The organism is Cupriavidus sp. 2TAF22 (assembly GCF_052115045.1).
In the GTDB taxonomy this organism is placed as follows: Bacteria; Pseudomonadota; Gammaproteobacteria; order Burkholderiales; family Burkholderiaceae; genus Cupriavidus.
The window spans coordinates 189,277-215,705 of record NZ_JBFRFX010000005.1; the positions used below are offsets into that span (position 1 = coordinate 189,277).

A 26,429-nucleotide genomic window follows, 5' to 3' on the forward strand; every position below is an offset into this window, starting at 1 on the left:
GGTACACCGGCCCTGCGCCAGGTGTTCCGAACCCCCGCAGGCGCCCTGGCGCTGCGGGGGTTTTTCAATTGGGACTGCTGATCGGTAGGGGGGGAGATGGCGCCGTACTACATCTGGTTTGCACTGGCCGCGGTGCTGGTGATCGCGGAACTGGCGCTCGGCACCTTGTACCTGCTGATGGTGGCACTTGGGGCCGCCGCCGGCGGCCTTGCCGCGCTGGGGGGGCTTGCCGCGGCCAGCCAGACCGTGCTGGCCGCGCTGGTGGCCCTGGCCGGCTTCGTGGTGCTGCGGCGCTCCCGCTACGGCCGCACGCGGCGCGATGCTGCCGAGTGCGATCCCAACGTCAACCTGGACATCGGCCAGGAGCTGGAAGTGCCGGCGTGGGGCTCGGGCGGCCGTGCGCGGGTGCGCTACCGCGGCACCGAATGGGATGTCGAGCTACAGCCCGGCGCCGCCGCGGCGCCCGGGCGCTTCCGCATCGTCGAGGTGCACGGCAACACCCTGTTCGTCAGCCCGCGCTAGGCGTTTGGTCCTGGCGCGGGCCTGTTTCCCGCGGTTTTTATTCCGTTCTGTCTTTCTTCAACCCCCTCACGGAGGTCACATGTTCGAGTTCTTCGGCAGCCTGCTGCCCCTGCTGGTCCTGGTCGCTGTGATCGTGCTGGTGGCGCAGAGCTTCAAGATCGTGCCGCAGCAGCATGCCTGGGTGCTGGAGCGCCTCGGCAAGTACCGCGCGACGCTGACGCCGGGCCTGACCGTGGTGCTGCCTTTCATCGACCGGGTGGCCTACAAGCACGTGCTGAAGGAAATCCCGCTCGACGTGCCCAGCCAGGTCTGCATCACGCGCGACAACACGCAGTTGCAGGTGGACGGCGTGCTGTATTTCCAGGTCACCGATCCGATGAAGGCGTCCTACGGCTCGAGCAATTTCGTGGTTGCCATCACCCAGTTGTCGCAGACCACGTTGCGCTCGGTGATCGGCAAGCTGGAGCTGGACAAGACCTTTGAAGAGCGCGACTACATCAATCACAGCGTGGTCAACGCGCTCGATGAAGCCGCCGCCAGCTGGGGCGTGAAGGTGCTGCGCTACGAGATCAAGGACCTCACGCCGCCCAAGGAGATCCTGCATGCCATGCAGGCCCAGATCACCGCCGAGCGCGAAAAGCGCGCGCTGATCGCGGCGTCGGAAGGCAAGCGCCAGGAGCAGATCAACCTGGCCACGGGCGCGCGCGAGGCGGCCATCCAGAAATCGGAAGGCGACCGCCAGGCCGCCATCAACCGGGCGCAGGGCGAGGCCTCGGCGATCCTGGCCGTGGCCGAAGCCAATGCGCAGGCGATCGAGAAGATCGGGCGCGCCATCCGCACCGATGGCGGCATGGAGGCGGTCAACCTGAAGGTAGCGGAGGAATACGTGGGCGCCTTCGGCAACCTGGCCAAGCAGGGCAACACCCTGATCGTGCCGGGCAACCTCGGGGAGATGAGCAGCATGGTGGCGGCCGCGCTGCAGATCGTGAAAGCGCAGAAGGCCTAGCGGATACAGGGAAGGCAAGGAGGGCAGGCAAGGGCGCGCGCGACGCACGCGGCTGGCGCCAGGCGGGAGCGTTGCTCCCCGCGCCTTATTCCTTCGTCGCGCCCTTCATGATGCGCGCCTTTTCGCGCTGCCAGTCGCGGTTCTTCTCGGTTTCGCGCTTGTCGAACTGCTTCTTGCCCTTGGCCAGGCCGATCTCGCATTTGACGCGGCCGCGCGTGTAATGCAGGTTAAGTGGCACGATCGTGAAGCCGCGCTGCTCCACCTTGCCGATCAGCCGCTTGATTTCCTCGGCCTTGAGCAGCAGCTTGCGGGTACGCACCGCATCGGGGTTGATGTGGGTCGAAGCGCTCTGCAGCGGGCTGATGTGGGCGCCGATCAGGAACAGCTCGGCATCGCGCACGACCACGTAACCCTCCTTGATCTGCACGCGACCCGCGCGGATCGCCTTGACTTCCCAGCCCTCGAGCACGATCCCCGCCTCGTATCGCTCTTCGATGAAGTAGTCGAAAAAGGCCTTCTTGTTGTCTGCGATGGTCATGCGATCCGGGTAGAGGAGATGAAGGTAAGAAAAAACAAAAAACAAAAAACAAAAAAACGAAAAACCAGAAATCAGATGGGGAAGCCGGGCGGGTGGGCCGCGCCGCCGGGAGGCCGCCAGGCGCCCTTGCATTGTGGCCAGGACGCGGYCGGGATGCCGATGTGCCGTGCGTGGGCTAAAATTGCGATTCTAGCAAACCGGCCCGCCCCGGTGGATCCCGCAGTGCGTCATGCCGCGCCCGGGATTCGTTCGGGCCGTGCTTGCTTTCCCGATACACCCGATTTCCCGATACATGGCAGACGTCCATAAATCCGTGCTGCTCGGCCACTCCGCCGAGCAGATGTACAACCTGGTCACGCAAGTCGAGGACTATCCCAAGTTCCTCCCCTGGTGCGGTGGCGTGGAGGTGTTCGAGCAGACCGAGACCATGCTCGACGCCAAGATCCACATCCACTTCAACGGCATCAAGCAGTACTTCCATACCCGCAACACCCAGGAGCGGCCCACCCGCATCGATATGGTGTTCGAGGACGGCCCCTTCAAGGTCTTCAGCGGATCCTGGCGCTTCACGCCGCTGCGCGAGGACGCCTGCAAGATCGAGTTCCACCTGCACTACGAGTTCTCCAGCTTCCTGCTGGAGAAGATCATCGGACCGGTGTTCAGCATGATCGCCAATACCTTCGTCGACGCCTTCGTCAAGCGGGCCGAGGTGGTGTATGGCAATGGCTGACGCGGCGGCCGGCACGGTGCGCGTATCGGTGTGCTACGCCCGCCCTGAAGGCGCCTTCCTGAGGGAAATCGAGGTGGCGCCCGGCACCAGCGTCATCGGCGCGATCGGCGCGTCCGGGTTGCTGCAGGCCTGCCCGGAGGTGGATCCCGCCACCCTGCGCGTGGGCATCTTCAGCAAGCTCAAGACCCCCGACACCGTCGTGCGCGACGGCGACCGTATCGAAGTCTATCGCCCGCTGGTGGCGGATCCGAAGTCGGCGCGCCGCAAGCGCGTGCTGAAAACCCGTCGCGGCGGCACCAGGGAAGGCCAGAAATGGCTGCGCGGCGGCTGACGCGCAAGGCGCTCCGTTTCCTCGCCTAGGCGCAGTTTTCCGCGATGCTCGCGTTCGCGCGCTGCATTTCGGCCTGGCGCTGGTCGTCGTTCAGGTGCTGCGCCGAGCCATCCGCGGCCGGCAGGGCAATGCGGCGGTTTTGCTGCAATGCCGTGGCGAAGTTGCGCATCTCGGTGCAGCGCACCTGGCGTTCCTGGGCGAGCTTGTCCCTGGTGGCTTGCTCGGCATCGGCCTTGAGCGCGTCCGCGCGGCGTTTCTGGAAGGCGTCTTCCGCGCTCGCGGCCGGCCTGGCCTCTGCTTTCGCCTCGCCTTTCAGCTCCGTCCTGGCATTCACCGACATGGCCGCCACGGCCGCCACGGCCGGCGCCGGCTCGGCGGGCCGCAAGGCGCCGGCAAAGCGCCCGGGGGCCTTGACCACGCTGGCGGGCGGCACCGAGGGCGGCGGCGGGACATCGCTGAACACGGTACGGCCGCTGGCGTCGCGCCATTGCCATTGCGCCTGGGCGATGCCGGACTGGCAAAGGCAGGCCAGGGCGGCGAGCGTGAGGAGCGCGAGCGGGCGGGCGGTCTTGCGCGCAGTCATTGGTTTCATTGGCTTGGGTCGGGGTGACGGCCTGCGGGGAACAATGGCTGCGAAGGGCGCGCGCTGCGGCAGGCCGCAACTGCCATCCGCAACGATTCGCAGTCGTCCCAGGCAGGCAGGAGATCCCCGCCCCACGAGTGACTCGCGCGCCCCTGACCGCCGGGATTGGCCGCTAGTTTAGGCAGACTTGCCGGTGGCGTGCAAGCGCACCGACCAGGCCACGCCGACCATCAACAACACAATGGCGGCAATCTCCAGCGGGCGCGGCAGGCGATGGTCGAACACAAAGCCATATGCCAGCGCGAACAGCGTCTCGAACACGATCATCTGGCCAGACAGCGTGAGCGGCAGTCGGCGGCTCGAGATATTCCACAAGTTGTTGCCGATCAGCGACGCGCCCAGTGCCACCGCCGCGTTGACCGTCCAGAACCAGTGCCAGTCGCGGCCGCTGCCGGCGGCGGCCAGGCTGTCGCCGGCCAGCAGCCAGCCAGCGATCGCCAGCACCACCGAGACCACGCCGGTGGAGATGCCGTACAAGGCCGACCATTCGTTGCCGCTGTACTGGGGGTTGCGCTGCAGGTAGCGCGCGTTGTCGACGGCATAGAGCGTCCAGCATACCAGCGCGCCTGCCGCGCACATGACGCCCGCCAGGCGCTCCCATGCCGGGCGCAGCGCCGCCGCGCCGGCCTGCCCGTGGGCGCCGCCACCGCCGCCGAACAGGTCGATGTTGATGCAGGCGATGCCCGCGGCCACCACCAGCAAGGGCCAGATCAGCCGGGACAGCGGCACCGCGCCGTGGTCGCGCCTGCCCATGATGGTGACCGAGATGGGCAGGATGCCGATGATCAGCGACGTCGGGCCGACGCCGGCCAGCTGCACGCCGAAGGCCAGCAGCACGTAGTAGAGCAGGTTGCCGGTGAAGGCCTGGCGCAGCAGGGCCACGCAATCGGCGCGGGTCAGCTTGCGGGCGATGCGCTTCATCAGCGGCAGCGCGGCAATGAACGCGACCAGCCCATAGGCCAGGTAGCGGCCGATCGCGAGTTCCCACGGCGAGAACACGGGCAGCAGCTTGGGGGCGATAAACACCATGCCCCAGAACGCGCCGGCCAGCAGGCCGCACAGTACGCCGATACCCATCTTGGTCAGACCTATGCCGGAAAAAGGACAAAGAGCATAGCAGACTCGCACAAGGGCACTCGCAGGCGCGTCAAGAAACGTGCCATTCCTGTATAATTCGGTTTTGCGCCTAGAGGAATTGCTATGCGTCTTGTCCAGAAAGCACTCACATTCGATGACGTGCTGCTTGTGCCGGCCTATTCGTCGGTACTGCCCCGTGATGTTTCCCTCCGTACCCGCCTGACCCGTTCGATCGAGCTGAACATTCCGCTGGTATCCGCCGCCATGGATACCGTCACGGAAGCCCGCCTGGCGATCGCCATGGCGCAGGCCGGTGGTATTGGCATCGTCCACAAGAACCTGAAGCCGGCCGACCAGGCTCGCGAAATCGCGCGCGTGAAGCGCTACGAATCCGGCGTGCTGCGTGATCCGATCACCATCCCTCCGGACATGAAGATCCGGGATGTGATTGCGCTGTCACATCAACACGGTATTTCCGGTTTCCCCGTGCTGGAAGGCAAGACCGTGGTCGGCATCATCACCAACCGCGACCTGCGCTTCGAGGAAGACCTGGAAGCCCCCGCGCGCGCCAAGATGACGCCGCGCGAAAAGCTGGTGACGGTGGGCGAGGACGCCTCGCTGGAGGACGCCAAGCGCCTGATGAACCGCCACCGCCTCGAGCGCGTGCTGGTGGTCAACCAGGCTTTCGAGCTGCGCGGCCTGATCACCGTGAAGGACATCCAGAAGGCCGTGGAGCACCCGCTGGCCAGCAAGGACGACCGCGGCCAGCTGCGCGTTGGCGCGGCGGTCGGCGTGGGCCCGGACAATGACGAGCGCGTGGACCTGCTGGTCAAGGCCGGCGTGGACGTGATCGTGGTCGACACCGCGCATGGCCACAGCCAGGGCGTGCTGGACCGCGTGCGCTGGGTCAAGCAGAACTATCCGCAGGTGCAGGTGATCGGCGGCAATATCGCCACCGGCGCCGCCGCGCGCGCGCTGGTCGATCATGGCGCCGACGGCGTCAAGGTCGGCATCGGCCCGGGCTCGATCTGCACCACCCGCATCGTGGCGGGCGTAGGCGTGCCGCAGATCACCGCGGTGTCCAACGTGGCCGAAGCCCTCAAGGGCACCGGCGTGCCGCTGGTGGCCGATGGCGGCATCCGCTACTCGGGCGACGTCGCCAAGGCGCTGGCAGCCGGCGCGCACGTGGTCATGATGGGCGGCATGTTCTCCGGCACCGAAGAAGCGCCGGGCGAAGTGTTCCTGTACCAGGGCCGCTCGTTCAAGAGCTACCGCGGCATGGGCTCGGTGGGCGCGATGAAGGACGGCGCGGCCGATCGCTACTTCCAGGAAGACAATACCGCCAACGTCGACAAGCTGGTCCCCGAAGGGATCGAAGGCCGCGTGCCCTACAAGGGTGCGGTCACGGCGATCATCCACCAGCTGTGCGGTGGCGTGCGTGCTTCCATGGGTTATTGCGGCAGCAGCTCCATCGCCAGCTGGCACGAGACCTCGGAGTTCGTGCAGATCACGGCCGCGGGCATGCGCGAGTCGCATGTGCACGATGTGCAGATCACCAAGGAAGCGCCGAACTACTACATCGACTAAGTCGCTTTGACCCAGTGGCTGCGCGGGGCGCGATGCCCCGCCAGTCACACGGCCCGGTACAGCTTTCTGCCGGGCCGAGCCGGCCGCGCCCCCAGGCCGGGCCTTACGCCTGACCGGAGGAGATTTCATGAAAGTTCTGCTGCGAGCTGTGCTGTTTCTCGATGCCTTGCTGGATCTGCTGCTCGGCATCGTCCTGCTGCTTTCGCCTTTCACGACGCTCTACAGCGCGCTGCAGTTGCCGCAGCCCCAGCCCCCCCTCTACGGGCAGTTGCTCGGCGTGGCGCTGATCGGCCTGGCCTTGCTGCTGTGGCAGGCCACCATCAACGGGCAGCTCACGGTGGCGGTGGCACGCACGGTGGGCCAGGTCAACCTGGTCAGCGCGGTGCTGATCGTGGCCTGGATGCTCATGCTCGACCTGCCGGTGCAGGGCGCGGGCAAGATCTGGCTGCCGGTGCTGGCCGCGGTGCTGGCATTTTTCGCGGCCGTGCAGTTGCCGGCGGCCAAGCGCGTGCGCGTGCGCGAGCGTGAACTGCGCGCGCAGCGCGAACTGCAGAAAGATTCGCAAGACAAGGATGCCGGCGCGCCCCCCGTGGCAGGCCGGCCGCAATCACCCGAATACCGGCGCGAGCCTGGTTTCACGCCACCGCCCGGCTATGGCCCGGGCACGGAAGTGATGCCCGACCCCGCGCCGGACGACACGTCATCCGCCCATCATGCACGACAAAATCCTCATCCTTGATTTCGGCTCGCAGGTAACGCAGCTGATCGCCCGCCGCGTGCGCGAAGCGCACGTCTACTGCGAGATCCACCCGAACGACGTGTCGGAAGAATTCGTGCGCGAGTTCGCGCCCAAGGCCATCATCCTGTCCGGCAGCCACGCCAGCACCTACGAAGACCATCAGCTGCGCGCGCCGCAGGCCGTGTGGGACCTCGGCGTGCCGGTGCTGGGCATCTGCTACGGCATGCAGACCATGGCCGTGCAGCTCGGCGGCAAGGTGGAGTGGAGCGATCACCGCGAATTCGGCTACGCCGAAGTGCGTGCGCATGGCCACACCGCGCTGCTCAAGGACCTGGAGGATTTCTCCACGCCCGAAGGCCACGGCATGCTCAAGGTCTGGATGAGCCATGGCGACAAGGTCGCCGAGCTGCCGCCGGGCTTCAAGCTGATGGCATCCACGCCGAGCTGCCCGATCGCCGGCATGGCCGACGAGGCGCGCGGCTACTACGCCGTGCAGTTCCACCCGGAAGTCACGCATACCGCCAAGGGCCGCGACATCCTCGACCGCTTCGTGCAGAAGATCGCCGCCGCCAGGCCCGACTGGGTCATGCGCGACCACATCGCTGAAGCCGTCAACCGGATCCGCGAGCAGGTCGGCGACGAAGAAGTGATCCTCGGCCTGTCCGGCGGCGTCGATTCGTCGGTGGCCGCGGCGCTGATCCATCGCGCCATCGGCGACCAGCTCACCTGCGTGTTCGTCGATCACGGCCTGCTGCGCCTGAACGAAGGCAAGATGGTGATGGAAATGTTCGCCGGCCGCTTGCATGCCAAGGTCGTGCACATCGACGCCGCCGAGCAGTTCCTCGGCCACCTCGCCGGCGTGACCGATCCGGAAGCCAAGCGCAAGATCATCGGCCGCGAGTTCGTCGAAGTGTTCCAGGCCGAAGCCAAGAAGCTAAGCAAGGCCAAGTGGCTGGCGCAAGGCACCATCTACCCCGACGTGGTCGAGTCCGGCGGCACCAAGACCAAGAAAGCCACCACCATCAAGAGCCACCACAATGTGGGCGGCCTGCCGGAAACGCTGGGCCTCAAGCTGCTCGAACCGCTGCGCGACCTGTTCAAGGACGAAGTGCGGGAACTCGGCGTGGAACTCGGCCTGCCGCCCGAAATGGTCTACCGCCACCCGTTCCCGGGCCCGGGCCTGGGCGTGCGTATCCTGGGCGAGGTCAAGCGCGACTACGCCGAACTGCTGCGCCGCGCCGATGCCATCTTCATCGAAGAACTGCGCGGCACGCTGGCCACCGAGAAGGACGCCGCCGCCGGCCTGTGCGAACCCGCGCAAGTGGGCAAGAGCTGGTATGACCTGACCAGCCAGGCCTTCGCCGTGTTCCTGCCGGTCAAGTCCGTCGGCGTGATGGGCGACGGCCGCACCTACGACTACGTCGTCGCGCTGCGCGCGGTACAGACCACCGACTTCATGACGGCGCACTGGGCGCACCTGCCGTACGCGCTGCTGGGCCGCTGCTCGAACCGGATCATCAACGAGGTGCGGGGGCTGAACCGGGTGGTGTATGACGTGTCGGGCAAGCCGCCTGCGACGATCGAGTGGGAGTGAAACCGGGTTCTTCGGGGACTATCGAAAAAGAAGCGCCGGGCTGAATTTCGATTCCTCGCCCAACGGCTTTGCCGCCGGCTACTTGCCGAGCGCAGGGCAGAAGGGCAGGTACGGCGTGGCTGTAGCTGTCCGGCACAGGTTTTGACCGCGGGACGGAAGATGGACCCGAAGCCGCGCGCGTTGCGCCCCAATGCTGCCGTTCGGCCTGGCAAGTCCGAACGGCAGCGATGGCGGGCAGGGGTTGGTCGAATTGTCAGCGCAAGCGGCTGCTTCCGACCCCGTCACGGACAGAGGCTGCGATCTCGCCTGCGCCTGATGTTGCCCTGCGCTTGAACCAAAGCGCCAGCACAGGGAAGAGGATGGTGGCCGCCACGATCGTGAAGAACACGTCGGCGCCCCCCGCGCGCAGCATGACAGCGCCGGTGATTGGCCCGAGGATGCCGCCAATGCGGCCGATGCCGTACATCCATGCGATGCCTGCCGAGCGGCCATGCGTCGGGTAGAACGCTGCAGCGAGGCCGCCCATCGAGAATATCGCGCCATTCAGGCCCACGCCGGCAAGCAGGATGCTGGCGGCGAGCCAGATCGGGCTGCCGGCCTGTTGCCCGATCAGCCAGACCGAGGCGCCGCCCAGGGCAAATGCCAGCGCCACGACGCTGTTGCGCTCGAAGCGGTCCATCAGCCAGCCGACAAGGAAGGCGCCAATGATGCCGCCCAGGGCCAACAGGCTGGTCGCGATCGTCGCCTGCCGCAAGGTCGCGCCTGACTCCTGGATCAGCGTGGGCATCCAGCCCATCAGCAGGTAGTAGGCGAACGTGCCGGCGAAGTAGGTCAGCCACAGCGCCAGCGTTCCCGCGCGCAGCGGCTTCGACAGCATGACGGCCATCCCCGATCCGGGGCCCTTGGGCTGATCTTCGGAAAAGGCAAAGCGCGCGCCTTCGAAGTCATGCGCCGGGGCGATGCGGCGAAGCACGGCGGCAATCCGTTCGGCCGGCCACTGGCGCAGCACCATGAAACGCAGCGGCTCCGGCACCGTGAAATGCACGACAATCGCCAGGGCGATCGGCATGAACGCACCCACCACGAACAGGCTCTTCCAGCCGTAGGCCGGAATCAGCAGCCCGGCGGTCATGCCGCACGCCGCCGCGCCGATCATTCCTCCGCAGCCCATGGTATTGACGAGTAGCGCGCTGCGCCTTGCCGGTGCGTACTCGTAGACGAGTGTCGTGGCTCCCGGCACCGCCGCGCCGATGCCAAGGCCGGTGAGAAATCGCCAGATACCCAGCGAAAGCGGCGTTTCGGCAAACATGCTGCCGAAGCTGCACAGGCCGAACAGGATCATGGAGGCAACCATCACGGTCTTCGGCGTGGTGCGGTCGAAGAGAGGGCCGGCCAGCAGGGCGCCGATCGCCATGCCGAGGATCGATGCGCTCATGACGGGCCCGAAGACCGCCTTGTCCAGGTGCCATGCCTGCATCAGCACCGGGACAACGAAGCCGACGGCGAAGGCATCGTAGGTGTCGATGGCAATGGTCAGGAAGCAGACGACCAGGATCAGCCATTGATATGGCGAGAACCGCTGTCCGTCGATGAACTGCTTTACGTCAATGGTCTTTTTGGCATCTGTCATCGTGTCTCCTCCCAGAGGGGCGTTGCATTGGCGTTGGTCTACGCTGTTGTTGTGCCTGGCTTGTACAGGGACCGCTTCGGGGCGGCGAAGAGCCGGTTGTGGAGAGCGTCCCGATCAGGAGGCTGAGGCTAGCGATCGCGCTGCTTCGCATCCCAGCGACTGTCGTCCATGACCAGCCGGAAACCGAGGTGAGACATGCCGCTGTCAGGGTCGGTGCCGCGTCGGGCACTGGGGCGATAGCTCAGGCAGTAGTCCTCGTTGCAGAGGAAGGAGCCGCCGCGCGTGACGCGCTTCGGCGCGTTGACGGGAACGCCGGGCTCGCCCGGATCCCAGGAGGCCACGGGACCCGCGGGATTCTCGATCAGCCGGCCGAGAGCGGCTTCGCGCTGAAACTGGTCGGGCCGGTACCAATCCGTTACCCACTGCCAGGCATTGCCGGTCATGTCATGCAGGCCGTAGCCGTTGGCCGGGAAGGTGCCGACCGGGCTCGTGCCCGGCGCGCCGCCCGCCTTGGGACTCACCACGGGAAAGGGCTGCGCCTGCTGCCCCTGCCAGGCGTTGGCCATCTGCTTGCCGTCGGGGGCGAACTTCTCGCCCCACGCATAGGTCGCCTGCGCCAGGCCGCCGCGTGCCGCGAACTCCCACTCCGCTTCCGTCGGCAGGCGCTTGCCGGCCCATCGGGCATAGGCCTGCGCGTCTTCATAGGAGACCTGCACCACCGGGTGGTCGTCCTTGCCATCGATCGACGTGCCGGGCCCGCCCGGATGGCGCCAGTCGGCGCCCGCAACGTAGCGCCACCAGCGTGAATAGTCCTGCAGCGGCACCGGCCGCGATGTGCCCACGAACACCATGCCGCCCGGCACCATCGCGCTGGCGGGCGGGCGCGGCGTGCCCGGCGGCAGTTGGACCTTCAGGGTGTCCCATTCAGGGGTCTTTTCCGCAGTGGTGACGTAACCGGTGGCCGCGACGAATTTGCGGAACTCGGCATTGGTGACGTGATGCTGGTCCATCCAGAAGCCATGGACGCGCACCTTGTGCGCGGGCTTCTCGTTGTCCTGGGCCATCTTGCTGTCGCTGCCCATCAGGAATTCGCCGCCGGGGATGTGGACCATGCCCCGCGGCCCGCTAACGCCATCTCCAGGCCTGGCGACGACGGCGCCCGGTGCATGGGTGCGTGCCTGCCACCAGGCAAGGCCGCCGCCGGTGGCGGCGGCAACGCATGCCACGAAGGCCAGCATGATTGCGCGGCCGTGGCGCCGCGTGGCCAGCCGGCCGCCTCCCGATGTCTTCACCGCTCGTGCCCCGAGCTGCCCGCTGCGTTCCATCGGAGACTCCTATTGCCGCCCGGCAGCCTGCTGCCGCTTCTGCTGCAGGAAGTCCTGCACCATGTTCGAGCGGTCAAACGACTTGGCCGCTTGCACCGGCGGATATTCCCCCAGCGTTTGCAGGTGGTTCCCGATCAATTCGCCCAGCGGGCCCGCCATCCACGCTGCCTTCTGCACCAGATGACCGTAGGAATCCTTGCTGTCATAGCTTTCGAACGGGTCGCTGCGCAGGTTGAACAGCATGGTGATGGTGCGGGGACGCAGGTCGCTGTAGTAATCCTCCTTCACCGAGAAGTGGAACTTCCACGGGCCCATGCGCACCGCCGCCAGCTTGCTCTCGTAGTAGTAGAGAAAGTCCCGCCGCGCGCTTTCCTGCGACTTGCCGGTCCAGTAGTCGACGTTGTTGATCCCGTCGATGTACTGCTTCTTCTCGCGCTGCATCTGCTCCGCCACGTCGGGAGCGCCGGCTACGGCCGCGAAGCTGGTGAACATGTCCTGATGCGCCTGGATGCCGTTCTTGATCTGGCCCGGCTTGATGACGCCCGGCCAGCGCAGCATGGACACCACCCGGACGCCGCCTTCGTAGGTCGTCATCTTCTCGCCACGGAAGGGCGTAGTCGCGCCATGCGGCCACGACGAGTGCTCCGGGCCATTGTCGGTCGAGTACCAGACGATGGTGTTGTTGTCCAGGCCGCTGCGCTTGAGATAGTCCAGTACGAGGCTGATATCGTGATCGTGCTGGAGCATGCCGCCGCCGTGCAGGTCATCTTCATGCGTGTACCTGGCTGCCGCGTAACGCCACTTGTCGTTGAGGTGGGTGTACAGATGCATGCGGCTGGTGTTGAGCCAGACGAAGAACGGCTTGTCTTCCTGTTTTGACTTCTGCATGAAGTCGATGGCCTTTGGAATGACTTCCTCCGCATCGAAGTCCTCCATCCGCTTCATGGTGAGCGGGCCGGTGTCCTCGATCTTCTGCCGGCCTACGCGCCCGAAGCGCGGATCCGTGCTGGCGTCGTCGCTGTCCGTGGCGAAGGCGTGGAGCACGCCGCGCGGCGCGAACCTCTGCGCGAATGCCTTGGGCCCGCCCGGATAGTCGCTCGCGTAGTGCTTGTAGTCGTGGTACTCCGGCTGTTCTTCGACGTTGAGGTGATACAGGTTGCCGAAGAATTCATCGAAGCCATGCGCCGTCGGCAGGTTCTCGTTGTGGTCGCCCAGATGGCTCTTGCCGAAGTGTCCGGTACGGTAGCCAAGGCGCTTGAGCACCTCGGCCAGGCTGGGCGATTCAGCTTTCAGGCCGAGCTTGTCGCCCGGCTGGCCGACCGTGGTCATGCCGGAGCGGATCGGGTATTGCCCGGTGATGAACGCCGCGCGCCCCGCCGTGCAGGACGGCTGCGCATAGTGGTCGGTAAAGCGGATGCCGGCCATGCCGATGCTGTCGATGTTCGGCGTGGTGTACCCCATGGTGCCCATGCCATAAGCGCTGATGTTCTGCCAGCCGATGTCATCGCCCCAGATGACGAGGATGTTCGGCCTGCTGCCCTGGGCCGCGGCGGCAAACGGGCTGGCAACGGCAACGGCCAGTCCCGTCGCGATCGCGGCCAGCGCGCGTTTCATTCGTTCGGTCATGATTCTTCCCGGTGAAGGTGAGGGTCAGGCTTGGCGCAATGCCACCGGCCGCTTCCAGCCCATCCTGCCGCGCAGGGCGCCCAGTTGCCGCAGGGCGCCGGGGCCCTGCACGTACTGGCCGGGAAAGCCCATCGTGCGTAGCATCTGTGCATTCTCCGAAGCGATTCGTCAGGCGGAAAGGCCCGGCAGGCCGCCCGAGATGTATTTCATGCCGTTGTCCTGCGCACGGATGGCCTGGTCCACCCAGGCCTTGATCTGGCCGGCATCCGACAGGCTGATGAAGGAGCCGTCCGGCATGAAGTTCACGTTTGCGCCAATGACCTGGAAGATCACGTCGGTCGGGCCGTCGTTGTCGGCCGGCGTGTTGAACTGGTGGATCGAGCCACCCGGTTCATACAGATAGCAGCCGGCGGTTTGCTTCTGGTCGGGGTACTCGGTGTAGTACCAGCTGCCGCTCATGGTGTAGAAGTGAACCACGCCGGTGTGGAAGTGCAGCGGCAGCGTCAGCCCGGGCGCGAAGCGGGCGCGGATGATCCATACGCCGTTGCAAGGGTCCAGGAACAGCGGGAAGATCTCGATGCCTTCATGGCCGCCGAAGGCCTTCAGGAAGGGGTGCGCGGTGGTGTCGACGTACAGGAGCTTGTCCTGATGGGTGATGGTTTCGGGAAGTGCCATGGTCAGGGTCTCCTGGATCAGAAATTGGTGCGCAGAGCAAAGGTCGATGGCAGTCAATGGCAGGCATAGCCACCGTCGACCACCAGTTCGGTGCCGGTGACATAGGCGGAGTCATCGCTGGCCAGGTACAGGACGGCGCCCGCGACTTCGTCGGGCGTGCCGCGGCGCTTGAGCGGGATCTCGCCGCCGATGCGCATGCGCGAGGCCATCAGCTCGGCTTCGCTCAGGCTGCCGGTGTTGCCGCTGGCGAGCAGCGGCGTATCGATGTAGCCGGGATGCAGGCTGTTGACGCGGATGGCATAGCCTTTTTCGGCGCAGTGCAGCGCCACGGACTTCGACAGAAAGCGAACGCCTGCCTTGGACGCACTGTAGGCGGGCGCCATCGGCTCGCCGCAGATCGCAGTGATCGACGACACGTTGATGATCGAGCCGCCCTTTGCCTTCATCAGCGCGAGCCCATGCTTGCAGCCCAGGAAGACGCTCTTGAGATTGACGTTGAGGATCTTGTCGAAGTCTTCGAGCGTGCAGGTTTCAATGGTCTGGGAGATGGCAATGCCGGCATTGTTCACCAGCACGTCCAGCCGGCCTTCGGCCACGCGGATATGGTCCAGCACGCGCAGCCAGTCGGCTTCCTGCGCGACATCGTGCCGCAGGAAAGCAGCTTGCAGTCCTGCCTGCCTCAGTTCCGCTTCGGCCTGCCGGCCGCCGGTCTCGTTGATATCGGTGAAGAAGACCCGGGCGCCTTCCCGGGCCAGTCGTCGCGAGAAGGCGAGGCCCATGCCCGAGGCGCCGCCGGTGACGAGTGCGATCTTGTCCTGCATTCGCATGGTCGATATGTCCTTGTCTGTCAAAGGTGGGATTTGGCGCGCCTGGTGCGATGGATGAGCACCAATGCCGCGCCGCGTGCTGGCGCAGTGAACCGGTCCGGCGCTGCCGGACGGTGGGTGTCGCTGCGGTAGCCGCGACGACGGGGGTTGTCTCCTGGTTCTTGTCTTTCGGGCGTTGATACGCCACTCGATGGGTAGTAATGCTAAGTGGGCGCGCGCGTCGGTGTTATGGCATATTCGGACAGATAGTTATCATTTCCGGACAACCCAATTCCTTCGCGCCGATGCGTACCGTCAGGCATGTTCCCCGTCACAATGGACCGAGCGTGCAGCTGCTGCTGCAGTTCGGGCTCGACCATGGCTTGTCGGGGGATCGCTGCCTGCAAGGGACCGGCCTGAACTGGCAGCAACTGGCCAACCCGGGCGCCGTGGTGGAAGCGGAGCAGGAGTTGCGGCTGATACGCAACCTTGTGAATGCGCTGGGACATGCCCCGGGCCTGGGCATCGATGCTGGCCTGCGCTACCGGCTGGCGACCTATGGCATCTGGGGGTTTGCGCTGCTGAGTTGCGCCACGCTGCGCCATGCCATCGGCATGGCGGTGCGCTATCTCGATCTCTCGTATCCGTTTCCCGATATCCACACCGAAGTGGTGGGGGACACGCTGGTTTCCACCCTCGACGACAGCAAGGTGCCGGAAGACGTGCGCACGTTTATCGTCGAGCGCGACTGCGCGAGCATGACGAGCATCATGCGCGACCTGATCCACACCACGTTGCCCGTGCAGAGCGTCAGCCTGCGCATGCCGGAGCCTGCCGATGCTCGCCCCTACCTGGCGCTGTTCGGCATCATGCCGCGCTTCGCGGCTGCGGAGAACCGCATCGTCAAGGACGCATCCGGCTATCTTGACCATCCGCTGCCGGGCGCCAGCGCCGAGGTGGCGAGCCAGTGCGAAGCGCAATGCCAGGCGATGCTCGCCCGCCGGCAGGCGCGCGATGGCCTTGCGGGCAAGCTGCGCGACCGCATGGTGGCCCGGCCGGGCCAGTGGCTGGACATGGAGACGCTAGCCGGAGAACTGCATATGACCTCCCGCACATTGCGCCGCCGCCTGGTGGAGGAGGGCACCAGCTTCCGCCAGCTGCAGGAAGAAGTGCGCGAAGCACTGGCCGAGGAGTTGCTCGCCAGCGGCCTGACGCTGGAGCAGGTGGCCGAAGCGCTCGGCTATGGCGAGGTCTCGAATTTCATCCGCGCCTGCCGGCGCTGGAAGGGCGTCACGCCCAACCGGTATCGGGATCGTCTCCGGCAGGCGGGCTGACCAGGGCAAGGGACCGGCGGCGCCGGATCAGCGCGAGCCGCAGTCGATCTCGATGGTGCTGGCGTTGAGATAGCGGTTCTCGACGATGTGCCGCACCAGTCCGGCGAACTCGGCGGCCTTGCCCATGCGGCGCGGGAACAGCATCTTCTCCAGCAAGCCGTCGGCCACCTTCTGCGGCATGGCGGCCGACATGCCGGATTCGAACAGCCCGGGCGCGATCGACATCACGCGTATGCCGTGTTCGGCCAGGTCGCGCGCGATCGGCAGCGTCATGCCGACCACGCCCGCCTTGCTGGCGCTGTATGCGGCCTGTCCCATCTGGCCGATCCTGGCCGCCATCGACGCGGTATTGACGATCACGCCGCGCTCGCCGCCTTCATCCGGGGTATTGGCACTCATCGCCAGCGCCGCATGGCGAATCACGTTGAACGTGCCGGTGAGGTTGACGCCGAGCACCTGGTTCCACAGGTCCATCGGAAAGAGCTGCCCTTTGGACAGCGTCTTGCTCGGGCCCAGCACGCCCGCGCAGTTGACGGCGACATGGACTGCGCCGTGCGCTTGCAGCGCGGCTTGCACGCCGGCCTTGACGCTGGCCTCGTCGGAAACATCCACGGCGATGGCCGTCATCGCCGGGCCCATTGCCTCGGCGAGCCGGGCGGCATCGCGGTCGAAGCCCACCACCGTGGCGCCGGCCGCGGCCAGTGCCTCGCATGTCGCGAATCCCAGGCCGGAAGCGGCACCGGTGACGATAGCGATCTTGTTCTGAAGGTTCATGTCTGAAGATCCTCTGGAAAAAAACGGGGAAGGGCCGCCAGGGCGGCCCTTCCCCCACGCATCAGGCCGCGTCCGTATTGATTTCAACGACCGCGTCGGCGGCGTACGCGCCCTCGCCCTGCGGCATCGCGAAGACCGGGTTCAGGTCGATCGATTGCAGGCGCGGCCCCGCGGCCACGGCGAAGGCCGACAGGCGCGAGAGCGTGCGCGCCAGCGCCGGGATATCCGCGACCGGCCGGCCCCGCGCGCCCAACAGCAGCGGCGCGCCCTTGATCGAACGGATCATGGTTTCGGCCACGTCCTCGCCGAAGGGGCAGCGGTGGAACACCACGTCCTTGAGCACCTCCACGAATACGCCACCGAGACCGAACATGGCGATCGGGCCGAACACCGGGTCGCGGTTGATCCCCATGATGCATTCGACGCCGCCGCCCAGCTGCTTTGCCACCAGCACGCCTTCGATGCGCGCTTCGGGCGCGGCCTTGGCGGCGCGTTCCATCAGCGTGGCAAAGCCACTGCGCACGGCTGCCTCGTCGCTCACGTTCAGCAGCACGCCGCCGATCTCGGACTTGTGCAGGATGTCCGGGGACAGGATCTTCATCACCACCGGGTAGCCGATCTCGCGCGCCGCCAGCACGGCGGTCTCGACCGCGCTGCAGGCGCTCTCCGGCGCGCTGGCGATGCCGGCTTCGGCCAGCAGCTTCTTGCCCTGCGCCTCGCTGGGCGTCTGCGCCGGCAGGGCCACCGGTCCGACCTGCGGCGCGGGCGCCAGCGGCTGCATGGCGAAGGCGCGGCCGAAACGGCCCATGGCGGCGATCGCGGCGACGGCGCGGGTCGGGTCCTCGAACACCGTAAAGCCCTCGGCCTCGTAGTTGCGCAGTACCTCGCGCGGGCCGCGCAGCACCAGCACATAAAGCCGGTCCGGATAAGCGGCGCGCACCCGTGCGAGCTGCTCGCGCAGCACCGGCGCCACCTGGCCCGTGGTGCCGGCATAGCTGAAGAAGCCCAGCACCGTGCGATAGCCGCCTTCGGTGAGCATCATGTCCATGAACGGCTGCACCAGCGTCGGGTCGTTGATGAACTGCGCCGTGGTGTCAACCGGATTGCGCGGGGCGCAGATGGGCAGCCGCTTGAGCAGCGCGGCCTGCGCGGAGGCGGGCATTTCTGGCATCGGCACGCCGTATTCCTCGGCGGCGTCCGACACGATCACGCCGGCGCCACCGCTGACGGTGATCACGCCCAGCGTGTTGTCGGCCGGGAACACGCTGCGCGTGGCCAGCCGGACAATGTCGAGCATTGCTTCGGTGGTGTAGGCGCGCACCACGCCGAGCTCTTGCAGCACGGCATCGACCACCGCATCGTTGCCGGCGATCGACGCGGTGTGCGACTGTGCCGCGGCGCCACCCACCTCGCTGCGGCCGACCTTCATCATCACCACCGGCTTGCGCGCGGCGCGCGCGGCCTTCAGCGCGTCGACAAGGCCGTCGCCATCGTTGATGCCTTCGGAGTAGAGGGCGATCACATCGGTGTTGGGATCGTCCACCATCAGCCTGACGATCTCGCCGAGCGTCAGGTCGGCCTCATTGCCGGTCATGACGATGTTCGACAGGCCGACATCCGAATCCACCATGGCTGATACCAGGTGGCTGCCGTACGCGCCGGACTGGCTGACGATACCGACCCGGCCGGCGCGCACGTCGTCGATGCCAGCCAGTGAGGAGAAGCTGCCGACAAAGCCGGTATGCAGGTTGACGAGGCCGAGCGAATTCGGCCCGAGCAGGCGCATGCCGGTGCGTCGTGCCGCGGCCACCAGCTCGGCCTGCATGGCCACGCCGTCGCCGCCGACTTCGGCAAAGCCGGCGCTGAACAGGATGGCCGCGGGCACGCCGCGTTCGCCCAGTGCGTTCAGCACTTCCAGCACCTGGCCGGAGGGGACGGCCACGATGGCCACGTCAGGGACTTCCGGCAAGGCCGCGACCGAGGGCCAGGCCTGCAGGCCCTGCACTTCACGGCGATTGGGGTTGACCGGCAGGATGCGTCCCGCATAGCCAAGCTTGCGCATGGAGGCGATCGGCCGGCCGCCGATTCGCAATGGATCGTCCGAGGCGCCGATGATGGCGACCGAACGCGGGTTCAACAGTCGTTCCAGGGAGGCAGTCGTATTCATGGATCAGGCTGGCAGGGTTGTGGGCAGGAGGCAGGAACCGCTGGCCGGATCAGGCAAGCGTGAAGGTCGGCAGCGGCGCGCCGCCGTCCGACGGCGAGAAGCGCAGCTGCACCTTCTGGCCGATCCGGACCGTGTCGAGATCGCAATCGACGATCTGCGTCATCATCGTGACGCCTTCGTCCAGCGCGACGTAGGCCATGCAGAACGGCGTCGGACCGGCGCGCCGCGTGACGCTGAACGAATAGATCGTGCCGCGGCCGCTGGCCTGCTTCCAGTGCGTCGTGCCCAGGCAGAACGGGCACAGCGTGCGCGGGTACCAGTGGGGCTTGCCGCAGCTGTCGCAGTGGCGCACCAGCAGGCGGCCTTCGCGCGCGGCGGCCCAGAATTCCGTGTTGTCGGGATGCTCGGCGGGCGCTTTGAATGGGGTAGGGGTGTAGGGTGTGGTCATGGCTGTGCTCGATGCCTGCAGTCAGGCGTTATTCGCGTTCCAGGATGAGGGTGGCGCTGCCGTGGCGCGAGCCCAGCAGGCCGCCGGTGCCCTGTGCCAGCGCCAGTCCGCAGTTCTTGACCTGCACGGCCGGGTGGGCTTCGCCGCGCAGCTGGCGCACGGCCTCGATCACCTTGGTGATGCCGCCGCGGTTRGCCGGGTGGTTGTTGCACAGGCCGCCGCCGTCAGTGTTGAAGGGCAGCTTGCCGATGCCGGAAATCAGGTTGCCGTCGGCGACGAACTTGCCGCCTTCGCCCTTCTTGCAGAAGCCCAGGTCTTCGAGTTGCATCAGCACCGTGATGGTGAAGCTGTCATAAATCGACGCATACTGGATGTCGGCGGGCGTGACGCCGGCTTCGGCGAAGGCTGCCGCACCGGAGGCGCGGGCCGCGGACCAGGTGAGGTCGACCTTGCCGCCCAGCTGGCCCTTCACATGCTCGCCCGCGCCAAGGATCCTGACCTTCGGCCGGTTCAGCTTCGCCGCGATTTCCGGGCGCGCCACGATCAGCGCGCCGCCGCCGTCCGACACCACGCAGCAGTCCAGCTTGTGCAGGGGGTCCGAGATCATCGGCGAGTTCAGCACGTCTTGCACGGTCACCACGTCGCGCAGCATGGCGTTGGGGTTGTGCTGGGCATGGTGCGAAGCAGCCACCTTGATCCACGCCAGCTGTTCGCTGGTGGTGCCGTACTCGTACATATGGCGCATGGCGACCATGGCGTACGAATTGACCGTAAGCGGGCTGTACGGTGCCTCGAAGGGCAGGTCGGGCAGGTTGTCGCCCCAGTTGCGCGGCTTGGTGCCGCTGGAGCCTTCGGAGCGCGGGCGTCCCGCCAGCGTGATCAGCGCCACGTTGCACTTGCCCATGGCGATGGCCTGCGCGGCGTGCGAGACGTGCGCCAGGTAAGAGGAGCCGCCGGTCTCGGTGGAGTCCACGTGGCGCACGTTCAGGCCGAGGTAGTCGACCATGTTCAGCACGCCCAGGCCCGGGGCATCGCCCGCGCAGAAGTAGCCGTCGACGTCGGCCAGTGTCAGGCCGGCGTCTTCCAGCGCGCCCCTGGCGCATTCTGCGTGCAGCTGGGCCACGGTCTTGTCCGGTGCCTTGCGGGTCGGGTGCTCATAGGCGCCGACGATATAGGCCTTGCCTTTGATGCTCATGCTTGCTTCCTTGGGTCAGTAGGGGGGGAGGACAGGTGTTGCTGGCGTGCGGCCGGCAAACGCCGCGTGCGTCATTCCGGCTCGATGCCGGCCAGTGTGATCAGGCGCTTCCACATCTGCTGGTCGGCGACGATGGTCTGGCGCAGCTCGGCGCCGTTCGCGGGAAAGGCCAGGCTGCCGCGCGCGCCGTAGTGCGCGAGCGCCTCCGGCGAGTTCACGAACTCCAGCGTGTACCGCGCGAGCTTGTCGACGACAGCCTGCGGCGTGCCGGCCGGCGCGAACAGGCCGGTCCAGCTGTTCACCGCTGCCGCCGGCATGCCGGCCTCGGCCATGGTGGGCACGTCCTTGAGCTGCGGCATGCGTGCGTTGGCGGTGACCGCCAGCGCGCGCAGCTTGCCCGACTGCACGTGGGGCACCACGGCCGATACCTCGACGACGCCGTAGTCGACCACGCCGCTCATCAGGTCGGGCAGCAGCGTGCTCATGGCCTTGTAGGGAACGCTCACGGCCTGGATCTTCGCGGCGTCGTTGAACGCGGTGAGGATGGTCCGGTAGCCCGTGCTCGAGGTGCCGAAGTTAAGCGTGCCCGGTTTCGCCCTGGCCGCGGCAACCAGGTCGGCCACCGTGCGGTACGGCGAGGTGGCCGGCACGACCAGCGCGACCGGAATCACCGACATGCGCGCGATCGGCACGAAGTCCTTCAGCGGGTCATAGGGCAGCCGCTTGAAGAGGAAGGGGTTGGCGGCCATGGCGCCGGACGCCGAGAGCAGCAGCGTGTAGCCATCCGGCGCGGACTTGGCGACATAGTCGCAGGCCAGGATCATGTTCGCGCCGGGCTTGTTCTCGACCACGAAGCTCTGCCCGAGTTTCTGTCCCAGGTGCCTGGCCAGCAGGCGCGTGTAGTCATCGGCGCCGGTGCCGGCGCTGGTGATCGAGACGATGCGCACCGGCCGCTCCGGATACGCCTGCGCCGCGGCTGGCATTGGCAGCGCGGGCAGGCAGAGCAACGCAAGCAACGTACGCAAAGGCCCGCGGGCCCGTTCTGCAAAACAGCTCATGTCTTCTCCGTGGTTTTCGTAGCGGCCAGGTGCCCGAGGCGGCCCGGCTTGCTGGTAGCGCGCGATGCGCGTCATGCGGCCTCGGCAGCGGCGCCGCGCTGCCGACGCCAGTGATCAGGCGTCCTGCGCGGCCGGCACGCGCCGGTGCACAGGCCACAGCAGCTTCGCCGCCTCGCCGTCCTCGTGGTAGGTGTGGCAGCTGCCGATCAGCACGGGCTTCGGCATGGGCCCGGTGCCCTCGCCCGGCCAGCGGCCTTTGCGCTCGCGGCGGCCGATGGCCATGGTGGTCTGCGTGGCGGTGGTGGCCAGCGGGCCGAGCAGTTCGGTCAGATGGGTGCAGCCGCGCACGCCGCCCACGATCGCCCTGGCCTGCTGGCGGAAGCCGCCGCGGATCTGCAGGCCTATCAGGCCGGCGTAGGCAGACTCGATCGCGCGGCAGTACTCGGTCGGGCCGGTTTCGATCACGGCCTTCACGTCGTGGATCAGCAGCGCCCGGTCCATCGTCACCACGATGCGCATATGGTGGATGGCGCCGCCCGGCGGCACCTGCTTGAACAACAGGTCGGTTCCGGTGGGGCTGAGGTCGCGCAGTTCGGCCTCGATCTCGAGCATGCCATCGCTGCGCTCGTACCCGTGGCAGGTCACCTGTCGCGTGTGGATGGCGGTCCGGTCAGTCGTGCTGGTCATCATGGTCGGGCTCCATGCCCGCGCGCGCGGCGCGGGCGGCAATTCGGTCGGTCGCTTCAGTTCCACGGCTGTGCCGCCGCATGGCGGCGCGGCCGTCTGGCAGCCTGCACGCGCCGGTGCGCGGCCCAGAACAGCACGCGCAAGGGGAAGCCCCGGCCGCCGCTCATGGCCTGCCGGCAGTGTTCCGGCTGCAGTTCCACTGGCACGCCCAGTTCCGCCGCCGACGCGTAGCAGACGATGCGCATGCGGGCATCGCCGCTGCGCATGCGGTCGCACAGCATGGTGTGCAATGCATCGGCATAGGCCGGCCCGCCGGCGCCGCGGGCCGATTGCCTGGCCTTGCGCTGCAGCTGGCTGCTGAACTGGCGCACCTCCTGCAACAGGTCCATGAGCCGCTCCATCGGCGTAAGGGCCTGCGGCGTCTGGCGCGCTGGCGCCGGCCGGCATTGCGGCAGGGATGGCGGGGCCGGGGTGAGGGGTGCGTCGTACTGCATGGGCTGGTCTCGTCGTTGGCAGCCGCTTCTGGCTGGGGGCTGCGGAATCTTCGGAACAGTGTCACGCAGCGGCCCGGCATTCGCCCCCACTCGACCAAGGGGGGCGGACGCGGGATAAGCCACGCGCCGCGGGATAAGCCCCGCTATCAGCGGTACAGGGTGGCGTAGCCCTTCCGGGGGTGCTTTTGGCGCCACCAGGTCACTGCCGTGTCGCGCCGTGCCTGCGCTCAGGTGGAACATATCCGTCATTTCTACGACCACTGGTAGATAAGTACGAAATGGCGTAGTATCTTTAAGTACGGCATTTGGTGGATTGCTCCGAATGCTCGTAGATGAAAGATGAGCGACAAGAACACATCGCACCTCGGCTGCCCGGCACCGTCCCGGAGCACCGGCGCTGAAATGGAGACTGGAAATGCAAAGATCCGTTGTAAAACGGTGCTGGCGCCTGTGTAAGTGGACACTGGCCGCTACCTGTGCCGCGGCATTCGGAGCCGGCGCCCTGGCGTGGGCAGCGCAGCCCGCACAGGCGCAGGGCACCTATCCCGAAAAGCCGGTCACGCTCGTGGTGCCGGGGCCGCCTGGCGGCATCACCGACCAGCTGGGCAGGCTGGTAGCAGCGCGCATGACGCGTGATGCCGGCATCCGCGTCATTGTCGACAACCGTCCCGGCGCGGGCGGCAACCTGGCCACCGAACTGGCGGCGCGCGCCGAGCCGGACGGATACACGGTGCTGATGGGCACGCAAGGGACCATGGCGAGCAACCAGTACCTGTACAAGGCGCTGCGCTTCGATCCGGCCAGGGACTTCGTCGCCGCGCAGGGGCTGGTTTCCATTCCCAATGTACTGGTCGTGAACAGCCGGCTGCCGTACCAGTCCGTCGGGGAGCTGGTCGGTTTTGCCAAGGCCAATCCCGGCAAGCTGACCGTGTCTTCCGCCGGCAACGGCACCGGCACGCACCTGGCCGCCGAGCTGTTCCAGGCGCAGGCCGGCGTCAGGTTTGTGCATGTCCCGTACAAGGGCAGCGCGCCGTCCATCAATGACCTGCTGGCCGGGCAGGTCGACATGACCTTCGACTATCCGGCGTCCACGCTGGCGCAGATCCAGGCCGGCAAGCTGCGCGCGCTGGCAGTAACGGGCGCCACGCGCCTGCCGGCGCTGCCGCAGGTGCCCACCATCGCGCAGGCCGGCTACCCCGAGGCGGAGTCCACTTCGTGGATCGGCCTGTTCTTCCCGGCGCGCACGCCGGCCGCTGTCGTAGCCAGGTGGCAGGCCGGCATCGGCCGCATGCTGCAGGACCCGGCGGCCGTCGATGCCATCCACAAGATGGGTGGCGTGCCGCTGCCGATGTCCGCTCAGCCGTTCGCTGACTTCGTCAAGGCCGAGCGCAGCAAATGGAAGGCCACCATCCAGCGCTCGGGCGCCACCATCGACTGACCGATATCGGCCCTGGAGATGACAGGTCCAGGGCGCAAGCAGAGGAGACTGAAGACAATGTTGAACCATCGCCACCCAGCCACGGAGGCCGCCCTGACGCACGGCATGCCCGCTACGTCGCCTCGCTACCGTGATGCCGCGCTGCGCACGGCCGACGCCATCCATGTGGCGCGGCCGGACGGCACGCTGCTGCTGCGCGCGGCCACCGAGCCGGTGCCATCCCCCCATCTGGGGTTCAGCGGCTTCGTGCAGGGCTGGGCGCAGCAGCGCGCCGCGCAGACTGCGCTGGCCCAGCGCGACAGCGCCGGCGCGTGGCGCATTCTGTCCTGGGGCGATTTTCACCGGCAGATGCTGGCCGTGGCGGCCGGCTTGCTGGAGATGGGCCTGTCGCGCCAGCAGCCGCTGATGATCCTTTCCGGCAATTCGATCGAGCATGCGCTGCTGGTCGCGGCCGCCGAATATGCCGGCATCCCTTGTGCCGCGACCTCCGCCGCGTATTCGCTGCAGAGCAAGGACTTCGTGCGGCTCAGGGATATCCACCAGCTGCTGGCGCCAGCGGCGGTTTTCGTGCAGTCGGCGCCGCAGTTTGCGCGTGCGCTGGATGCGCTGGCGGTGCCGGCCCGGGCGGTCATCGCGGTGGAGGGCGCGGCCGCGGGGCAGGTGGCATGGGAGGCGCTGCGCGAAACCGCGCTGACGCCGCAGCGCCTGGCGCGGCTCGAGGCCGCGCATGCCGCGGTGCGGCCCGAGCATACCGCGCGCATCTTCTTCACCTCGGGTTCCACCGGTGTGCCGAAGGGCGTGGAGATCTCCTACGCCAGCATCCAGGCCCTGATCGGCCAGTTCCTGTTCGCGCATGCCGCGCCGGTCTACCAGGGCGCGGTGGTGCTGGACTGGCTGCCGTGGAGCCATGTCTTCGGCGGTGTCGGCAACCTCGGCCGTGCCTTTGTGCTGGGTGCTTCCTACTACATCGACGACGGGCGTCCGGTGGCGGGCCAGTTCGCGCGCACGCTGCAGAACCTGCGCGAGGTGTCGCCGACCATGTTCGCCACCGTGCCGGCGGCATGGGCCATGCTGGTGACCGAGCTGGAGCGCGATGACGAACTGGCCCGCGCCTTCTTTGCGAGGCTGATGTTCGTCAGCTTCGGCGGCGCCAGCCTGCCGGCCGACGTCTATGCGCGCTTCCAGGGCCTGGCCGAGCGCATCACCGGCGAGCGCATCCTGTTCACCAGTGGCTTCGGTGCCACCGAGACCACCGCGATGGGCCTGAACTTCAGCCGGCCGACCGACGAGACCGGCAACCTCGGCATGCCGGCGCCCGGCGTCGAAGTCAAGCTGGTGCCGCTCGATGGCGGCGACGGCCGCTATGAAATCCGCATGCGCGGCCGCAATCTGTTCAAGGGCTACCTCGGTCGCGCGGACCTGACCGGAGCCGCCTTCGACGAAGAGGGCTTCTACTGCATGGGCGATGCCGTGCGGCTGGCGGTGGCGCACGCGCCGGCCGAAGGGCTGCGCTATGCCGGGCGCTGCGTGGAGGACTTCAAGCTGGTCAACGGCACCTGGGTGCGCACCGGCGCCGTGCGCGTGGCGCTGCTCGAGCAATGCGCGCCCCTGCTGACCGACGCGGTGATCTGCGGCCATGACCGGGGCTACGTGGCGGCGCTGGCATGGCCCAACGTGGTGGCCTGCCAGGCGCTGGCACCCGAACTGGCCGCCCTGGGCGCCGCGGCGCTGGTATCGCATCCGCTGGTGCTGCAGGCCGTGCAACAGCGCTTGCGCAACGGCGCCGGTGGCGGCGTCAGCCAACAGGTGCGCCGCGTGCTGCTGATGGCCGAGCCGGCGTCGATCGATGCCAATGAAGTGGCCGACAAGGGCTACATCAACCAGGCCACCACGCGCGAACGCCGCAAGCCGCTGATCGAAACGCTGTACCAGGAGCCCGTGCCCGCCGCCGTTGCGGCACAGGGCTGAGGCGCCGAAGCGTCCTGCCGGCGGTGCGCCAACGCAC

25 protein-coding genes are annotated in these 26,429 nt (G+C 67.2%); 10 read left to right on the forward strand and 15 right to left on the reverse strand.

Features of this window, described 5'->3' with window-relative positions; translation table 11 throughout:
* The first annotated feature begins 96 nt into the window (after positions 1 to 96).
* Together AB4Z48_RS08600 and AB4Z48_RS08605 are read left to right on the forward strand one after the other, a co-directional pair.
* Positions 97 to 522: an NfeD family protein gene (locus tag AB4Z48_RS08600; RefSeq protein WP_441613491.1), complete on the forward strand. Its 426-nt coding sequence runs from the start codon at positions 97 to 99 to the stop codon at positions 520 to 522.
* A 79-nt stretch (positions 523 to 601) separates the two neighbouring features.
* Positions 602 to 1,528: an SPFH domain-containing protein gene (locus AB4Z48_RS08605; RefSeq protein WP_441613493.1), complete on the forward strand. Its 927-nt coding sequence runs from the start codon at positions 602 to 604 to the stop codon at positions 1,526 to 1,528.
* 85 nt (positions 1,529 to 1,613) lie between these two features.
* On the opposite strand, the gene smpB is transcribed toward AB4Z48_RS08605, so the two are convergent.
* Positions 1,614 to 2,066 (reverse strand): SsrA-binding protein SmpB, encoded by a 453-nt coding sequence (gene smpB, locus AB4Z48_RS08610; protein ID WP_441613494.1) that lies wholly within the window; start codon positions 2,064 to 2,066, stop codon positions 1,614 to 1,616.
* A gap of 292 nt (positions 2,067 to 2,358) precedes the next feature.
* On the opposite strand from smpB, the gene AB4Z48_RS08615 reads away from it, so the two are divergent.
* Together AB4Z48_RS08615 and AB4Z48_RS08620 are read left to right on the forward strand one after the other, a co-directional pair.
* Complete coding sequence (locus AB4Z48_RS08615) at positions 2,359 to 2,796, forward strand: type II toxin-antitoxin system RatA family toxin (RefSeq protein ID WP_441613495.1); 438 nt, start codon at positions 2,359 to 2,361, stop codon at positions 2,794 to 2,796.
* Positions 2,783 to 3,127, forward strand: a complete 345-nt coding sequence (locus AB4Z48_RS08620) for an RnfH family protein (RefSeq protein WP_441613496.1) — start codon at positions 2,783 to 2,785, stop codon at positions 3,125 to 3,127. Before AB4Z48_RS08615 ends, AB4Z48_RS08620 begins: the two co-directional genes overlap by 14 nt.
* Positions 3,128 to 3,152: 25 nt before the next feature.
* On the opposite strand, the gene AB4Z48_RS08625 is transcribed toward AB4Z48_RS08620, so the two are convergent.
* Complete coding sequence (locus tag AB4Z48_RS08625; RefSeq protein ID WP_441613497.1) at positions 3,153 to 3,719, reverse strand: DUF4124 domain-containing protein; 567 nt, start codon at positions 3,717 to 3,719, stop codon at positions 3,153 to 3,155.
* Between the two features lie 168 nt (positions 3,720 to 3,887).
* Positions 3,888 to 4,847 carry a DMT family transporter gene (locus tag AB4Z48_RS08630; protein WP_441613498.1) on the reverse strand — a complete coding sequence of 320 codons (960 nt, stop codon included), beginning with the start codon at positions 4,845 to 4,847 and terminating at the stop codon, positions 3,888 to 3,890.
* Between the two features lie 123 nt (positions 4,848 to 4,970).
* On the opposite strand from AB4Z48_RS08630, the gene guaB reads away from it, so the two are divergent.
* From guaB to guaA, 3 genes are all read left to right on the forward strand, one after another.
* Positions 4,971 to 6,434, forward strand: a complete 1,464-nt coding sequence (gene guaB, locus AB4Z48_RS08635; RefSeq protein ID WP_441613499.1) for an IMP dehydrogenase — start codon at positions 4,971 to 4,973, stop codon at positions 6,432 to 6,434.
* Between the two features lie 127 nt (positions 6,435 to 6,561).
* Positions 6,562 to 7,173, forward strand: a complete 612-nt coding sequence (locus tag AB4Z48_RS08640; protein WP_441613500.1) for a hypothetical protein — start codon at positions 6,562 to 6,564, stop codon at positions 7,171 to 7,173.
* Positions 7,148 to 8,767, forward strand: coding sequence for a glutamine-hydrolyzing GMP synthase (gene guaA / locus AB4Z48_RS08645; protein ID WP_441613501.1), 1,620 nt, complete (start codon positions 7,148 to 7,150; stop codon positions 8,765 to 8,767). The genes AB4Z48_RS08640 and guaA overlap by 26 nt, the downstream gene beginning before the upstream one ends.
* Before the next feature lie 253 nt (positions 8,768 to 9,020).
* Here the strand turns inward: guaA and AB4Z48_RS08650 are convergent, their stop codons facing one another.
* The 5 genes from AB4Z48_RS08650 to AB4Z48_RS08670 form a co-directional block, all read right to left on the reverse strand.
* The gene (locus AB4Z48_RS08650) at positions 9,021 to 10,397 is read right to left on the reverse strand and encodes an MFS transporter (RefSeq protein WP_441613502.1); all 1,377 of its coding nucleotides are present in this window, start codon (positions 10,395 to 10,397) and stop codon (positions 9,021 to 9,023) included.
* 128 nt (positions 10,398 to 10,525) lie between these two features.
* On the reverse strand, positions 10,526 to 11,635 hold the full coding sequence (locus AB4Z48_RS08655; protein ID WP_441613577.1) for a formylglycine-generating enzyme family protein: 1,110 nt from the start codon (positions 11,633 to 11,635) through the stop codon (positions 10,526 to 10,528).
* Positions 11,636 to 11,731: 96 nt separating this feature from the next.
* Positions 11,732 to 13,348, reverse strand: coding sequence for an arylsulfatase (locus tag AB4Z48_RS08660; protein ID WP_441613503.1), 1,617 nt, complete (start codon positions 13,346 to 13,348; stop codon positions 11,732 to 11,734).
* A gap of 168 nt (positions 13,349 to 13,516) precedes the next feature.
* Positions 13,517 to 14,023: a 2,4'-dihydroxyacetophenone dioxygenase family protein gene (locus tag AB4Z48_RS08665; protein ID WP_441613504.1), complete on the reverse strand. Its 507-nt coding sequence runs from the start codon at positions 14,021 to 14,023 to the stop codon at positions 13,517 to 13,519.
* A 53-nt stretch (positions 14,024 to 14,076) separates the two neighbouring features.
* Positions 14,077 to 14,850, reverse strand: a complete 774-nt coding sequence (locus AB4Z48_RS08670) for a glucose 1-dehydrogenase (protein WP_441613505.1) — start codon at positions 14,848 to 14,850, stop codon at positions 14,077 to 14,079.
* Between the two features lie 326 nt (positions 14,851 to 15,176).
* Between AB4Z48_RS08670 and AB4Z48_RS08675 the strand changes: the two genes are divergently transcribed.
* Positions 15,177 to 16,163, forward strand: a complete 987-nt coding sequence (locus tag AB4Z48_RS08675; protein ID WP_441613506.1) for an AraC family transcriptional regulator — start codon at positions 15,177 to 15,179, stop codon at positions 16,161 to 16,163.
* A gap of 27 nt (positions 16,164 to 16,190) precedes the next feature.
* Here the strand turns inward: AB4Z48_RS08675 and AB4Z48_RS08680 are convergent, their stop codons facing one another.
* The 7 genes from AB4Z48_RS08680 to AB4Z48_RS08710 all read right to left on the reverse strand — a co-directional run bounded on the left by AB4Z48_RS08680 (position 16,191) and on the right by AB4Z48_RS08710 (position 22,881).
* Positions 16,191 to 16,937, reverse strand: coding sequence for an SDR family NAD(P)-dependent oxidoreductase (locus tag AB4Z48_RS08680; RefSeq protein WP_441613507.1), 747 nt, complete (start codon positions 16,935 to 16,937; stop codon positions 16,191 to 16,193).
* Between the two features lie 61 nt (positions 16,938 to 16,998).
* Positions 16,999 to 19,074: an acetate--CoA ligase family protein gene (locus AB4Z48_RS08685; protein WP_441613508.1), complete on the reverse strand. Its 2,076-nt coding sequence runs from the start codon at positions 19,072 to 19,074 to the stop codon at positions 16,999 to 17,001.
* 79 nt (positions 19,075 to 19,153) lie between these two features.
* The gene (locus AB4Z48_RS08690; RefSeq protein WP_441613509.1) at positions 19,154 to 19,552 is read right to left on the reverse strand and encodes a Zn-ribbon domain-containing OB-fold protein; all 399 of its coding nucleotides are present in this window, start codon (positions 19,550 to 19,552) and stop codon (positions 19,154 to 19,156) included.
* Between the two features lie 28 nt (positions 19,553 to 19,580).
* Positions 19,581 to 20,747 (reverse strand): thiolase domain-containing protein, encoded by a 1,167-nt coding sequence (locus AB4Z48_RS08695; protein WP_441613510.1) that lies wholly within the window; start codon positions 20,745 to 20,747, stop codon positions 19,581 to 19,583.
* Between the two features lie 71 nt (positions 20,748 to 20,818).
* Positions 20,819 to 21,805 (reverse strand): Bug family tripartite tricarboxylate transporter substrate binding protein, encoded by a 987-nt coding sequence (locus tag AB4Z48_RS08700; protein WP_441613511.1) that lies wholly within the window; start codon positions 21,803 to 21,805, stop codon positions 20,819 to 20,821.
* A 114-nt stretch (positions 21,806 to 21,919) separates the two neighbouring features.
* Positions 21,920 to 22,495, reverse strand: a complete 576-nt coding sequence (locus AB4Z48_RS08705) for a DUF2889 domain-containing protein (RefSeq protein ID WP_441613512.1) — start codon at positions 22,493 to 22,495, stop codon at positions 21,920 to 21,922.
* 53 nt (positions 22,496 to 22,548) lie between these two features.
* Positions 22,549 to 22,881: a hypothetical protein gene (locus AB4Z48_RS08710; RefSeq protein WP_441613513.1), complete on the reverse strand. Its 333-nt coding sequence runs from the start codon at positions 22,879 to 22,881 to the stop codon at positions 22,549 to 22,551.
* Positions 22,882 to 23,401: 520 nt separating this feature from the next.
* On the opposite strand from AB4Z48_RS08710, the gene AB4Z48_RS08715 reads away from it, so the two are divergent.
* Both AB4Z48_RS08715 and AB4Z48_RS08720 read left to right on the forward strand, forming a co-directional pair.
* Positions 23,402 to 24,424, forward strand: a complete 1,023-nt coding sequence (locus tag AB4Z48_RS08715) for a Bug family tripartite tricarboxylate transporter substrate binding protein (RefSeq protein WP_441613514.1) — start codon at positions 23,402 to 23,404, stop codon at positions 24,422 to 24,424.
* A gap of 57 nt (positions 24,425 to 24,481) precedes the next feature.
* Positions 24,482 to 26,392, forward strand: a complete 1,911-nt coding sequence (locus tag AB4Z48_RS08720) for an AMP-binding protein (RefSeq protein ID WP_441613515.1) — start codon at positions 24,482 to 24,484, stop codon at positions 26,390 to 26,392.
* The last annotated feature ends 37 nt before the right edge of the window (positions 26,393 to 26,429 follow it).